At 70.7% G+C, this 13755-nt stretch carries 14 protein-coding genes; 12 read left to right on the plus strand and 2 right to left on the minus strand.

Going from position 1 to position 13755, the window contains the following annotated elements:
• Positions 1-107: 107 nt before the first annotated feature.
• On the minus strand, positions 108-356 hold the full coding sequence (locus ACH4S8_RS44685) for a hypothetical protein (RefSeq protein WP_398405037.1): 249 nt from the start codon (positions 354-356) through the stop codon (positions 108-110).
• Positions 357-458: 102 nt separating this feature from the next.
• On the opposite strand from ACH4S8_RS44685, the gene ACH4S8_RS44690 reads away from it, so the two are divergent.
• From ACH4S8_RS44690 to ACH4S8_RS44745, 12 genes are all read left to right on the plus strand, one after another.
• Positions 459-1019, plus strand: a complete 561-nt coding sequence (locus tag ACH4S8_RS44690; RefSeq protein WP_398405039.1) for an MFS transporter — start codon at positions 459-461, stop codon at positions 1017-1019.
• Between the two features lie 262 nt (positions 1020-1281).
• The gene (locus ACH4S8_RS44695) at positions 1282-1596 is read left to right on the plus strand and encodes a hypothetical protein (RefSeq protein WP_398405041.1); all 315 of its coding nucleotides are present in this window, start codon (positions 1282-1284) and stop codon (positions 1594-1596) included.
• 558 nt (positions 1597-2154) lie between these two features.
• Entirely contained in the window at positions 2155-4164 is a 2010-nt protein-coding gene (locus ACH4S8_RS44700) for an ATP-binding cassette domain-containing protein (protein WP_398405043.1), read from the plus strand.
• Complete coding sequence (locus tag ACH4S8_RS44705) at positions 4161-4697, plus strand: HIT family protein (protein WP_398405045.1); 537 nt, start codon at positions 4161-4163, stop codon at positions 4695-4697. The genes ACH4S8_RS44700 and ACH4S8_RS44705 overlap by 4 nt, the downstream gene beginning before the upstream one ends.
• Positions 4694-5728: a phosphotransferase enzyme family protein gene (locus tag ACH4S8_RS44710; RefSeq protein ID WP_398405047.1), complete on the plus strand. Its 1035-nt coding sequence runs from the start codon at positions 4694-4696 to the stop codon at positions 5726-5728. The genes ACH4S8_RS44705 and ACH4S8_RS44710 overlap by 4 nt, the downstream gene beginning before the upstream one ends.
• Positions 5712-7094 carry an MFS transporter gene (locus tag ACH4S8_RS44715; protein WP_398405049.1) on the plus strand — a complete coding sequence of 461 codons (1383 nt, stop codon included), beginning with the start codon at positions 5712-5714 and terminating at the stop codon, positions 7092-7094. The genes ACH4S8_RS44710 and ACH4S8_RS44715 overlap by 17 nt, the downstream gene beginning before the upstream one ends.
• On the plus strand, positions 7091-8695 hold the full coding sequence (locus ACH4S8_RS44720) for an NUDIX domain-containing protein (RefSeq protein ID WP_398405051.1): 1605 nt from the start codon (positions 7091-7093) through the stop codon (positions 8693-8695). Before ACH4S8_RS44715 ends, ACH4S8_RS44720 begins: the two co-directional genes overlap by 4 nt.
• Positions 8692-9957, plus strand: a complete 1266-nt coding sequence (locus tag ACH4S8_RS44725) for a protein-L-isoaspartate O-methyltransferase (RefSeq protein WP_398405053.1) — start codon at positions 8692-8694, stop codon at positions 9955-9957. Before ACH4S8_RS44720 ends, ACH4S8_RS44725 begins: the two co-directional genes overlap by 4 nt.
• Positions 9954-10823, plus strand: coding sequence for a class I SAM-dependent methyltransferase (locus ACH4S8_RS44730; protein ID WP_398405055.1), 870 nt, complete (start codon positions 9954-9956; stop codon positions 10821-10823). The genes ACH4S8_RS44725 and ACH4S8_RS44730 overlap by 4 nt, the downstream gene beginning before the upstream one ends.
• Positions 10820-12268, plus strand: a complete 1449-nt coding sequence (locus ACH4S8_RS44735; RefSeq protein ID WP_398405057.1) for a phosphotransferase — start codon at positions 10820-10822, stop codon at positions 12266-12268. The genes ACH4S8_RS44730 and ACH4S8_RS44735 overlap by 4 nt, the downstream gene beginning before the upstream one ends.
• A complete protein-coding gene (locus ACH4S8_RS44740) occupies positions 12171-13013 on the plus strand; it encodes a transposase (RefSeq protein WP_398405059.1) in 843 nt (280 codons plus the stop codon). Before ACH4S8_RS44735 ends, ACH4S8_RS44740 begins: the two co-directional genes overlap by 98 nt.
• Positions 12943-13191 (plus strand): hypothetical protein, encoded by a 249-nt coding sequence (locus ACH4S8_RS44745; RefSeq protein WP_398405061.1) that lies wholly within the window; start codon positions 12943-12945, stop codon positions 13189-13191. Before ACH4S8_RS44740 ends, ACH4S8_RS44745 begins: the two co-directional genes overlap by 71 nt.
• Positions 13192-13305: 114 nt before the next feature.
• Here ACH4S8_RS44745 and ACH4S8_RS44750 read toward each other — a convergent pair whose 3' ends face one another.
• The gene (locus tag ACH4S8_RS44750; protein WP_398405063.1) at positions 13306-13500 is read right to left on the minus strand and encodes a hypothetical protein; all 195 of its coding nucleotides are present in this window, start codon (positions 13498-13500) and stop codon (positions 13306-13308) included.
• Positions 13501-13755 lie beyond the last annotated feature (255 nt).

Below are 13755 nucleotides of genomic sequence, written 5' to 3' on the forward strand. Positions count from 1 at the left end.
CCGGTCCGCTCATGGCGACGGAGCCTAGCCAGTCAGGACGGCTGCCCCCAACCAATTACTCACCGTGCACGCTTCACGGAACTTGTGCCAGACCCCATCGCAGGCCATCACTGCCACCGGCGCTCGACGCCGATGTCGTCCGCGAACATCTGCGACGACTCCGTCACCGTGAACAGGTCCTCCGTGCCGTTCGGCATCGACCCGCCCGCCGACCGCATCGGCTCGATCTCCAAAGCCATGTCACCCAGGGCGAACTGCGCCCTCGCGATCTGTGCGATCAGCTCCTTCGCCCGGGTGACGAGCTGTTCGTAACGCTGCCGGGTGACGTTCCCTATCCGGTCGGCCACGTCGGCCATGAAGACCACCGTCCTCACCCGGATCCGGCCCGGCCCGGCCCGGCCACCACAACGTGACCGGTCAAAGGGGGCGCCGGCCCCGGTCACCATCCACCGTGACGCGTGCGACACGCCGGGGCAAGGCGTGAGCCAGGGGCACTCGAAGCGCTCGGCAATCGTGCCCAACTACCTTGCGCCACCGGCTCGCTCCTTGGCGCGGTGATCGCCCCGAAGATCTCGCGAAGACTCGGCGTGGGCCGCAGCATCGTCGTGGGCGCTGTGCTGTTCCCGGCACCGATCGCCATCTCTGCTGCTGCGGGCGGCCCCCTCTGGGCTCGCGCCGGATCCTTGGCCGTGGCCGAGTTCCTCTCCGGAGTCGGCGTCATGCTGTTCGACGTCAACCTCAACTCCCTTCAGGCGAACGTGATCCCCGATGGCATGCGCAGTCGAGTCGCCGGTGCGTACAGCACGATCAATTACGGCTTACGCCCTGTGGGCGCCGTCTTCGGCGGCCTCCTCGCGACCCTCATCGGCCTCCGGGCGACCCTCCTCATCGGGGCCGTCGGCGGAGCGCTGTCCCTGCTCTGGTTGCTGCCCTCGCCGATACCGGGCATCCGCTCCCTGACTGCGGACCATCCGGTGGTTCCGGACAGCGACACGGACGCGCGGCTATCGCCTTGCTGATCGCCGGGGAACCACCCGGATCCAAGCGAAGACTTCCCGGACCTGACGGCCCGGCACATGCCTCCTCACCCACCACGGCCGGCTCGTCCACTTCGACGGCATCACGCTCCGGGCCTGGTTCACGCCCGAGGAACTGGCGCACGTCTCCGCCGAGACCTTCAAGGAGCAGGACCGCCTCGGATACCGCGCCAAGACCCTGCCCCACTTCGCCGCCTTCTTCCGTGATCACACCACCGAGGAACTCCAGAGCACCAGCGACCTCGTGCAGACCTTCCAGCAGGTCAAGGGCGTCGGCCCCTGCACCACCGCGATCATGGCCTCCCACGCGCCCCGGAACAGTGACTCCTTCGGCCTGGACGTGTGGAACCGCAAGATCCTCGCCCGTCGGCTCCTCGACGCCGAAGACGCCGCGCCGGAAGCCGTCACTCGCCGCCTGAACAAGCTCTTCCCCAGCCACGCCGGAACCGCCGGCCTGTACTTCGTCGAGCACGAGTATCTCGACAGCCCCGTCGCGCCACTCCTCGCCCCGGACGGCGTCGACGCCTGGAACGAGGCCCTGGAACGCTCCGCCCCCTGACCTGGCCCCGCCACCGACCCGGCAGCGGCCCGACCGACGCTGCCGCCACAGGCATGCGTCCACGGCCGCGAGGACAAGTCCACGAACGGGTGACACGCCGCGTTCGAGTGCATCGCCCCGCCCCCGGGCGCGGCCCTGGCACCCACTACCCATCAATAGAACATTCGTCCAATATCTGCCCCCGGCCAAGCCGTTACGGACCCCCACGGGGGACGTTCTTAGAGCACCAGTACCCCTCACGCGCCCAGATGGAGGACACCATGAATCCCGTACTCGCCCTTGCGCATCAGCCTCTCGGATTCGAACAGCGGCGGCCCTCGAATACTCCTCTCGCCCGCCAGGCACAGCGGGTTGACGCCGTCGCCCACCGCTCAGCACGACCGGATACGAGGTGGACCGCATGAGCGAGCCCACCCATGCAGCGGCGTCCCGCCACGGCGGGACGCAGACGTGTCGGCACGCCCCTTCGTCGCTGTCGCCCGTCACCCACGACGGTGGCCGCCGGGCGCTCAGCCGACCTGTCCCGGCAGCGCGGCACGCGGTCATCGGGAGCCGACCATGACCGATCCGTTGCGCCCGGCCGCACCGAACGCCCGATCCGTACCGCACGCACGTACCGAGCCCCTGCCGCTCCCTCCGGCATCTGCCCCGCCCTCGCCCGAAGGCGCGGAGCTTGGCGACGAACTCAAGGATGCCTACTGGTCGACCTGGGATGGTGAGGCCTCCCGCACCAGCATGTGGAAGATCTTCGCCAAGCTCCCCGCGATCATCCGCCGCGTATTGGGGATGGCGTGGCGCGCCGACGCACGGGCCACCTCGGCCGTGATCGTCCTGCAGCTGGGTTCCGCGGCGATGGCGGCGTTCGGGCTCCTGGCCTCGATCGGCGTCCTGCAAGCCCTCTTCGCCCAGGGCGCCACCCCGGACCGGATCCGCGCCGCGTTCCCGTCCCTTGCTCTGGTGGCTGGGCTGCTGATGTTCCGTGCCGTGCTCGATGCCGGGGTCGCCTTGTATCAGGCCCGGCTGACACCGAAGATCCGCCGCATTGTCGAGATGGATTTCCTTCGCCTGGCGGCCCACGTGCGGCTTGAGGCCGTCGACGACGCGAACTGGGCGGACGACTCCAACCGCGCCAACGACCGGGGGCTCTACTACGCGCGCCAGTCCATCACCCAGATCATGGAACTCGCGTCCGCGCTCCTCGGCCTCATCGGTGCCGCCTCTGTTCTGACCCTGCTCCACCCCCTTCTTCTGCCGCTGCTTCTCGCCTCGGTGATTCCGCAGGGGCTCGCCTCGGTGCGCTCCGCACGCATGCGCTTTCTCAGCCAGGTCCGCTACAGCACCCTCCAACGGCGCGTGCGGCTGTTCACCTGGCTGCTGCTGGACCGGGACGCTGCCGCGGAGCTGCGCTCCTCGACCGCGCAGCCGGCGTTGCTGGGCGAGCACGAACGCATCGCCCGGCGGATCGAGGAGGAGGACACCCGGCTGGGGCGGGCCGAGGCCCGCACGGCGCTGTTCGGCCGAGCAGTCGGCGGTGTGGCCACCGGCCTGACCTACGCCGCGCTCGCCTGGATGACGATCGAGGGCTGGCTGCCGCTGGCCTCCGGCGGCGGCGCCGTTCTGGCGATCCGGGCCAGCCAGGGCACCCTGACCCGGATCGTCCTCGCGACGCACTACGTGTACGAGCACGCCCTGTGGGTGTCGGACCTGTACACCTTCCTGGAGAAGTGCCGCACGCTGCTCCCACGCCGCACCGGGCTCGCCGCACCCGGCCAGGTCAAGACGATCAGCATCGCGAACGTCGCCTACACCTACCCCGATGGGAAGAGGCCCGCGCTCAACGGCGTGTCCCTGGAACTGACCGCAGGCTCCACCGTCGCGTTCGTGGGGGCGAACGGCTCGGGCAAGTCCACGATGTCCAAACTGATCGCCGGGTTGTACGAGCCGACGGCCGGCAGCATCACCTGGGACGGCACCGACGTGCTGACGATGGACGCCGAAAGCGTGCAGGCCCAGGTAGCCATGGTCCTCCAGGACCCGGTGGAGTGGCCGCTCTCGGCCCTCGCGAACATCACCATCTCCACCGGGACGATCACGCGGGCCGATCCGGAGCGGGCACACGAGGCCGCGACGGCGTCCGGCGCTGACCGGGTCATTGCCGGGCTGCGCCAGCAGTGGACGACCCCGCTCTCGAAGCGGTTCAAGGACGGCGAAGAACTCTCCGGCGGGAACTGGGCGAAGTTCGCCGTGGCCCGCGGTCTCTACAAGGACGCCGCGGTCCTCCTGCTCGACGAGCCGACCGCCAGCATGGACCCGCGTGCCGAGCACGCCGCCTACACCGCTGTGCTGCGCGGCCGCCGTCGCGCGGACCGCATCACGATCCTGATCTCCCATCGGCTGGCCAGCGTGATCGAGTGCGATCGGATCTTCGTGTTCCAGGACGGCCAGATCATCGAAAGCGGTGATCACACCTCGCTGATGGCTCAACACGGCGAGTACCACCAGATGTTCACCCTCCAAGCCGCCGCCTACCAGGCCGAGGCTCCGAGCAGGAACGGGGACAGCGGATGAGCGCCGCCGACAGGCGGATCGCGCCCGCCCCACGCACTGAAGGGCCGCAGCACTTCGAGGACCACCTGGCCGGGATCGACTGCCCGATCTGCACCAACGACTTCACCGCCGAGGACATCGAGTGGGGCCTGCTGATCAACAAGGGGCCGTTCGCCAACGCCTACCTGTGGCGCAGCGGTCAGGTCCGCGGCTATGTGGTGGTGATCTTCACCGCGCGGCACGTCGCCGAGCCGACCGCGATGACCTCCGCTGAAGCCGCGGGTTTCTGGAACGAGGCGCCGGCCGCCGGTCGCGCGGTGGAGCAGTACTACCGCCCGCTGAAGCTCAACTACCAGCTCCTCGGTAACGCCGTGCCACATGCCCACTTCCACATCACGCCCCGGCGCTCCGCCGCCCAGGATCCGGCGCCCGGCGGCCCGCTCCCTTTCGACGTCCTCGATCACGGCCGTCAGGGCGAGGAGCAGTTGCAGTCCGACGCCCGGGGCCTGCGCGAGCTGCTGGGCTGCACTGGGGCCTCGGTGGTGTCACGGTGAGCGCGGGGTCCGCCGTGATGGTGGTGGCGGAAGTCCTGGCGCTGTACTACCGCATCGTCTCGACCGAGGTCTCCGAGGGGCCGTCCGGGACCGCCACCTGCAACTACGTGGCCCGGGACGCCGACGGCCGGCGATGGTTCGTGAAGGCCTATCCGGCGAGTGCTGATCTGGGTGCCGAGCAGCGTGCCCTCGAGTTGGCCGAGTTCGCCGCGCGCGGCGGGGTCCCGGCACCGGTGATGCGCCGCACCCTCGACGGTGATCTCATCGCGGCGGGCGGCGGGTTGTCGGTTTCCGTCACCGCGTTCCTTGAAGGTGCCGAGACAGCGGAAGGCGGTCTGTCCGGCAAGCGGTGGGCCGCCGTCGGCGAGACCGTGGGCCGGCTGCACCGCAGCCTCGCCCGTCATCCGGACGGGCCGCCGCGCCACGCCCCCGCCCGCGAGGTCTGCGATGTCAAGCGGGGCCGACAGCGCTTGGAGCGACTGCTCGGCCGCTATGCGAAGCAGCCCCCGAGCTGCTCCTTCGAGGTATGGGCGAGGGAAGCCGCTCGGGAGCGGCTGGAGGGACTACCCGCCACGGCTTCCATGCTCAAAGCACTCCCGCCGACCCTCGCCGTGCAGATCGTTCACGGCGACCTTTCCTCCCTGAACTTGATGCTGAAAGGCGAGAGGGTCGCCGCAGTGATCGACTTCCGGCCGCCGTCGCACCGCAGCCCGATGTGGGAGCTGGGTCGCATCGTGCTCGACCCGCGCACGGTTCTCGCCGCCCCCAACTGGCCCGCGGGCATGGCCGCAGCCGTCGCTGCCTACCGGGAGGCCAACCCGGCCATGTCGACGGAAGACCTGCTGACGGTGCCACGGGTAGCGGCCGGCTATCTGGCCTGCTCGGCATATCCCCTGTCCGAACCGCTCGACGACCCGTCCGCGGTCACCTCTCAGCTGGAGGCGTACGGGCGGGACCGGCATCAGGCGCAGCGTGTGCTGTGCGAGCGCCTGACGGAAGCCGAGGAGGTGCTCCGTGATCTCCTCCACTGACCCCTCCTCCCCCGGCGCCCGGCTGTCGCTGTGGCGGCACCGCGACTTCCGGTGCTACCTGACCGGGCAGGCAGCCAGCGTGACCGGCAGCTCGATCAGCACCATGGTGATCCCCGTGCTGGCGGTGCTCGAACTGGACGCCAGCACCGCCGAGGTCGCCTGGCTGACGTTCCTGGGCCAACTGCCGCCCGCCCTGCTGGCCTTGCACGCCGGGGCCCTCGCCGACCGCCATTCCAAGCGGAAGCAGATGATCACCGGCGACCTGGTCAGCGCTGTCGCGCTGGCCAGTGTGCCGGTGGCGGCCGCGCTGGACCGGCTGTCCCTGACCCAGCTGATGGTGGTCGCGGCCGTGCAGGGCGCGGCGGGGGTGCTGAACGATGCCGCCGCGATCAGTCTCCTGCCCGGCCTGGTCGACCGGTCCCTGCTCCAGCGGAGCAACAGCCGCATCGGCAGCCTCTTCGCCGTCGCCGCCACCGCGGGCAGCAACCTCGGCGCCGCCCTGACCGCGCTCCTCGGCCCGGCCCGGGCACTCCTCGGGGACGTCCTTTCCTACCTCGTCAGCGCCTGGTGCACCGCCCTCATCCAGGCCCCCGAAAGCCCCCGGCCGGCAGCGGAAGAACGCCGGCTGCACACCGAGATCGGTGAGGGCCTGCGCTATGTGCATGGCGACCACCGACTGCGCACCCTGACCCTCGTCAACGCCACGACGTCGTTCGCCCTGGCGCTCCTCAATACCTTGTGGGCGCTGTACCTGCTCCGGTCCCTGGCCCTGGGCCCGACCGCCTTCGGCGTGGTTCTGGGACTCGGAGCCCTGGGCGCGGCGGCCGGCGCTCTGGCCGCCCCGTCGCTCGCGGCGCGGTACGGGCCCGGGCCGATGATGCTCGCCGCGCTCGCGATCACTCCGCTCACCCAGGTCCCTCTGCTCCTCGCCTCCCCGGGCCTGGTCTGGCAGTTCGCCATCGGTGCCGCCCTGTTCCTTCAGCTGGCTTGCGCCGGGGCGGCGGGGACGACCCAGCGCACCATTCGCCAGGTCGTCACCGCCGACGGCATGCAGGCCCGCATGCAGGCCGTGAGTACCTGGCTCACCTCCGGTGCACGGCCGGTGGCCGCGCTCCTCGCCGGCGGGCTCGGCACGTGGATCGGTGTGCGCCCCACCCTGGTTGCCGGTACCTGCCTCCTCGTCGTCCCCCTCGTGGTTCTCTACCGCTCCCCGCTGCGCAGTCTGAAGGACATGCCCGGCTCACCTGCCGTGGCTCCTTCTTCAGCCGAGGTCATCCCACCTCCGACGCCGTCGGGGCCGATCGTCCCGAATCCCGCAGTCGCCGTGGATGTGCGGCACGACCGCTCCTCGGAAGGCGGCCCGTGAGCACGAACCCGGACACGGCCCCTTGCCCGGAGCCGTCATCGGCGGACCCGCCGTCGGGCGCGCCCCTCCCGCTCAGCACCTACTCCCTGCCCTCCAACGTCCGAGGTGATCACGTGCCGCCCTCCCGCTCTCATATCCGCGCGACCGTCGAGGCCTATCTCAGCCGGCATGCCGAGGAACGGGACGCTCTGGAGGGGTTGCCGGCTGTCCTGGACGGCGCCGGGGAGCCGTCGAGCCGCGCCACGCTGCCCGGTCACGTCACCTGCAGCGCGGTGGTCATCGACCGCGACCGTCGGGTGCTCCACATCGGACATCGGGTGACGGGGCTGCTTCTCGCTCCAGGCGGCCACGTTGAAGCGGGTGACCGTACGCTCCTGGCCGCGGCCGTGCGGGAGGTGTGCGAAGAGGCCGGGCTGCGTCCCGGCGACCTGTGCCTGACTCCGCAGTTCCTCGACGAGCCGATCGACGTGGACGTCCATGACATCGACGCCAATGCGGCCAAGGGCGAGGCCGCTCACCAGCACTTCGATGTCCGCTTCGCGTTCTACCTCACCGCCGAGCAACCGCCCGCGCTCGCTCTGCAGGACGAGGAAGTCGCCGGCGCCCAGTGGCTCCCGTACGCCGACGTGCGCTCGCCCACACTGCGGGCCAAGCTCCTCGCTGCCGAGCCGCACGGCCTGGATGGGCGCCCGGAGCCCGTCAGCGCCAACGCCCTGATCCACGACGGAGCCGGCCGGTACCTCCTTCATCTACGAGATGACCGCGAAGGCATGTGGGAGCCCTGGGTCCTGGCCCTCGTGGGAGGCAAACGGTCGCGGGACGATGCCGGCCTCGAGGCGACACTGCAGCGCGAGCTCGCCGAGGAGGTACCGGGCCTGGAACCCACGGGCCTGATGCCGTTCGCCGTCCAGGAGGCTACGAGCGTCGACGGCCTGGCCGTGCCCATCCGCGTCTACGCCGGGCACTGGAGCGGTGATGCCGAGGCGGTGGATCTCCGCGAAGGTGTCCTGCTGACGTGGTGCACCGTGGACATGCTCGACCGGCTGCGCCTGAGCCCCGGGCTCGGAGAGCTGATCCGGCGCCACGCGGCCGAGCACCCCGCTGCGAAGGAACTACCGGACGACACCGGCCCGCTGGCCGACGAGGCTCCGCCGGGAACCGAGCTGCACATCGTCGGCGTTCACCTCCATCTCCAGGACGACCAGGGTCGGATCCTCCTCGGCCTGCGCCACCCGGACTCCACGTACGCGCCGGACACCTGGCACTTCCTGGCCGGCCACTGCGAGCGGGAAACGGCGATCGACTGCCTGGTCCGGGAAGCAAAGGAGGAAGCGGGCCTCACCATCGCACCCGAGGACGTCGATCTCGTCCACACGGTGCACCACGTCGACTCCCCCGACGCCCGGCCGAGGATCGCGCTCGTCTTCCAGGCCCGCTCCTGGACCGGCGACCCGGAGGTCCTGGAGCCCGACCGGTGCGTGGAGTGGCGGTGGTGGAAGCCGCAGGACCTTCCGGAAGCGGTCGTGCAGTACACCCGCCGGGCGATCGACGGAATCCTTCGGGGGCGCCCTTACTCCGAGCAGGGCTGGGGCGAGCGATGAGCACTCTGGACACCTGTCCCGCCGGCGGCCCGGTCGGCGGGGCCACGCCGACGGATACGGAAGCGGATCCGGCAGCCGCGCGGGCGGTGATGGTCTCCCGGCTTGAGGAGGAAGGGTCTCTGGGGCCGGGCCCGGTCCGCGACGCCCTCCTCGCGCTGCCCCGCGAAGTGCTGATGCCGCAGGCGTACGTACGGCGCAGCGGGCCGGGAGAGGAGTTGCCGCAGTGGGATCTGCTGGACTGGTCGGCACCGCTGGACCGCCCCGAGCTGCTCGGGCTGCTGTACGGCGGGGCCAGTGTGCTCGTCCAGCACGACGGGGAGCCGCTGCTGGGCCGGGCGCGCGGGACGCGGTCGGGGGCGTCGATCACATCGATGTCGACGGTGATGGGCTTGACCGCCTCGCTGCTGGAGGAGCTGGATCTGCGCCCGGGCCTGCGGGTGCTGGACGTCGGGACGGGCGCGGGGGTGACCGCCGCGGTGGCCTGCCAGGTCTGCGGCGACCGGGGGGTGGTCACCCTCGACCGGGACCGGCACCTCACCGACGCGGCCGCCGCCCACCTGGCCGACCTCGGCTTCCGGCCGCAGGTGGTGTGCGCTTCGGGCGAACAGGGCGTCCCGGGCCGGGAGTTCGACCGGATCTTCGTGTCGTACGCGGTGGAGCGCGTGCCAAAGGCCCTGGTGGAGCAACTCGCTCCCGGTGGCACACTGCTGACACACGTGACCAGCGCGTCCCCGTCGTGGCCCGGCCTCGCCGTCGTCGAGCGCACCGCAGATGGGCATGTCACGGCGGAGCTGCGGGCCGTGGAGTTCGCCCACCGGGCCGGGCACGGTATGGAGCGGATCTGGCTCACCGAGGAGTTCCGGCAGCGCATGACCAGCGAACCGGGTACGTGGACCCAGCGGAGCAAGCTGGCGCCGCCCGAGGACCGCGACCGCGGTTTCTGGCTGGCGGCCGACCACCTCCTCGGAGGTCTGGTGCGGGACTTCGGCTCTGAGCACCTCGTGATCGGCGCACCCGGCTGCGGATCCTGGATGCGCGCGGAGCCGGTGGGCCACCGGCGCTGGAGCGTCACCGTCCAAGGGCCGCGGGACATCTGGAAAGAGATCCAGGACCTCGCCGACCGGTGGCGGGTCGCACGCTCCCCCGACCGCTACCGCCTCTCCTTCGACGCGGACGGCGGGCAGCGCGCCGCGTCCGAGTGCGGACGCCTGTCCTGGCAACTACCCGCCCCCCACCCGCTCGATGAGGGAGCCACCTCGTGACCTACCCCGACGGGCCCCTTCCGGGCCTTGCACCGGAGCAGGAGGCCATGTTCGAGGGCGCGGCGCTGACCTACGCCCGCCACCGCCCCGGCCTGCCGGACGCGGCGGCGCGCCTGCTCGCCGACACGCTGCAGGGCCGGCCGTCCCCGGTGCTGCTCGACCTGGGCACCGGAACCGGGCAGGTGCCCTTCGCGCTCCTGTCCGCCGGCGCTGACCTGACGCACATCGAAGCCGTCGACGTCAGCCCGCAGATGCTGCATCAGGCCAGGCAAGCCCTCCAGCCTGTGCTCGGCCACTGCACCCTCACCCTGGTCCACGCGGCGGCCGACGCCTACGAACCGCTCGCGACACTGCCGGGCGAACCGGACTCCGGCCCGGACCTGATCACCTGCTGCCGGTCCTACCACTGGATGAACGGCCCGGCGGTCCTGGAGATGGCCGACCGGGTCGCCACACCGGATGCCGCAGTGGCGATCATGGGCGACGGGAGCCTATGGACCCACGACGCCGCCTGGACCCGTGCGCTGCGCGAATTGATCCAGCGCTACCTGGGCGCCGAGCGCCGGGCGGGCGCCCGCCGTTCCTACACCGAGCCCCGCCGCTCGTACGAAGAGGACCTCGCCGACTCGGCGTTCAACGACGTCACCGAACACCTCTTCCCGGTGACCCGCACCTGGGCGCCGCAGGAGGTGCTCGGCTACCTGCGCACCACGTCCTTCGCCGCTCCTGAGCTCTTCGCAGAGCGGCACCAGGCGTTCGAGGACGAGGCCCTCGCCCTTCTCCACGCGCACGCGGTGGACGGGGCTCTGGTCGAGGAAGCGGCGTTCAGGGTTCTGCTCGCCCGGCGTCCGGAGGGATCGCGATGAGCGGCGGGCAGCGGCACACCGAGCCGGTGGACGTCCACCTGATCCTGCGCCGGGAGACCGCCGACGGGCCTCAGGTTCTGCTGTCCCGGAGGGCCGGGCAGGTGTACGCCGCCGGCCTGTGGCACCTGCCGTCGGGGCATCTGGACGGTCCGCATGAGGACGTGGTCACCGCCCTGGTCCGCGAGGCGCGGGAGGAGACCGGTGTCGTCATCGACCCGGCCGACGTGCGGGCCGCCGTGACCGTGCACCACCGCAGCCCCGGAGGCGCCTCCCGGACCGGGCACTTCTTCGAGGTCCAGCGGTGGAAGGGCGAGCCCGAGATCGCCGAGCCGGATATCTGCGACGCGATGGACTGGGCACCCCTTACCGCCCTGCCCGCCCCAATGGTGGCGTACTGCCGTGCGGGCCTGGACGCCTACACCGTCGGCGCGCGGCTCGCCGTGCACTTCCAACTGCCCGGCGACACCATCGCCTTCGACCCCTGCGCCAACCGGCTGCGCATCGTGCCGGACGTGACCGGCCAGGCGTCCGGCGCCCGTCCCGACGCCGCGGTGGTGGAATTCGCGGAGCAGGCAGTCGGCCGGATCGCGCAGTGGACGGATACCTCATGGGCGCGCGAGGAGAGCCGCGTGTGGCGGGTCCACGGCGTCCAGAACGGCACCTGGTATGTGAAGGTCCACCAGAACGAGCGGTTCCACCGCAGGGAAGTGCGGGGGCTACGAACGTGGGCGCGGGAGCTGGGGGCGGCCGCGCCGCGGCTGGTCGCCGCCGACGAGACGCTGCGGGCGGTGGTCCTCACCGCGGTGCCGGGCCGCCCGCTGCACGGCGCTGTTCTGGCACCGGGGCGGGAGAGGGCGGTCTTCCAACGGATCGGCGCGCTGGCCCGCCACATCCACCAAGCTTCTCTGCCACGGCCCGCTCCTGCTGGCAGCGGCCCGTCCGTGGCCAAGGCCGATCGGCACCTGGCCAGGGCGCGGTCTCATCTGCTCCCGGGCGATGAGGAGTTCGTCCGCGAGCTCGTCCGGCAGGCCGAGGACCTGCCACCGCTGGAGTGGGTGGAGACCCACGGCGATTTCCAGCTCCGCAACATCCTCTCCACCTCTGACGCCGCCGACGAGACGGACGGCCTTGAGGTCGTCGTGGCGGTGATCGACCTCGAGCGCAGTGAGCCGGGACCGGCCGTACGGGATCTGGTCCGCTTGTCCGACGCCTGGGCCGGCCGCCCGGACCTGTTCGAGGCGTTTCTGGCCGGGTACGGCAGGCCCCTGACCCCGGCCGAACAGGCACGTCTGGTCATCGACGCGGCCCTCGACTCGGTCAGCGGGATCGCCTACGGCTCCGACCACGGTGATCCCGAACTGGTCGAGCGCGGTCGGCGGACCCTGGCCCGGCTGCGCGCCGAGCACCACGGCTCTCTCTTACCTGGGCTGCCGCTACAGCCGTAGTGACCTGGGCGGACATGCCGAAGACCACGTCCGCCCCTACAAGGCGGATGTCGTACGGGAGGATGCCGGCCAGCGGACCTGTCGGTCGTTGTGGCTGACGCCCAGTGGGCACGCACCGAGCCGCTACTGCCGGATCGGACACCGAAGAGGGGAGGGCGGTGGCGGGATCACCAGCACGGACGCAATCGCGTTCAAGTACCACACCGGGACACCGTGGATGGACCTGCCCGAGCACTTCGGGTCGTGGAAGGGCGCCCACAACCGGCTTCGGACGTGGGCGGCCGACGGCACCTGGGAGAAGGTCTTCACCTCCCTCCTCACCCAGGCCGACGTCGAAGGCGACCCCGACTGGGTCGTCGCTGTCGACTCCACGATCGTCCGCGCTCATCAGCACGCTGCCAGGGCGCGTCAAAAGGAGCCCGGGTCGGCGAGCCGGCCGACCATGCCCTCGACGATCCCGCAGCGGGCCGACCACGAAGATCCGCCTCGCCGCGGAAGGCCACTGCAGGCCCCTCGCATTCGCGATCGCGCCTGGGCCAGGTCGGTGACGCACCCGCATTCGAGCAGGTCATGGCTCAGAGGTCGTTATGTGAGGTCTCGTGCAGCGCGAGTCACGGCAGTCGTGTGTGAGGCAGGATTCGGTCATGGATTTTCGGATCGAGTGGCCTGCACCCATGGACGACTACGACTGGGCAATACAGGAGGCCAAGGGCTGGCTGGATGTCACCGTCACGTGGGACGGTGACGCGCAGGTCGTCGAGGTGTACGACCCGGTTCGACTTGCACAGTCAGTAACCAGCGAGACTGCCCGGCTCGGGCACTTCAAGGCTAGGCGCCTACTGGTGGTCCCGAGTGTCACGCGCGAGAACATCGAATCCGCCGTCTCTGCGATCGCGGACGAAGGCTTCTTCGATCACGGATAGCCCGACGCAGTACGGTGGCCTGGAACAGCCCCGCCAGCACCACACGGGACCGCTCGGAGGTGCAGCGACGGCGATGCATCAATGCAACCGTCAATACCTCATGCCGGCTGCCGTCTACGGACCTTCGCGTTGCACGCCGGGCTTCGTGGTGAGGGCGAACAAGCCCGCCTCAGGCTCGGTGAGGATGCCGCGGGCGACGAGCTTCTTGAGCTTCGAACGCATCCACTCTGTGCGTCGGGGATCGATGCCACTGCCCAGAACCTGGCAGATCTCCCTCGCGCGCAACCGACCGGCGCCGCTGGTGAACACGGCGACGATCTGCGGGTAGGCAGGCGTGACTGGGGTGCGGGCAAGAGAGCCGGCCTCGGGGTCGTCTTCCCCAGCCGGGGTTTTCCCTCGCCGATGCCGATTGACCAGCCTCGCGACTTTGCCCGGTCGGGTCCTAGCAGTAGCCGTCCACCCGGGCGCTGGCTGGAGTGAGGTTGGGCCAGGGATGTCCTGCTCTGTCGGAGGCAGCGGACCGTAGGAGGTCAAGAATCGTGCACCCCGGGTAGCCCCGAAAAC

The organism is Streptomyces sp. NPDC021080, assembly GCF_044333225.1.
Lineage (GTDB): Bacteria > Actinomycetota > Actinomycetes > Streptomycetales > Streptomycetaceae > Streptomyces.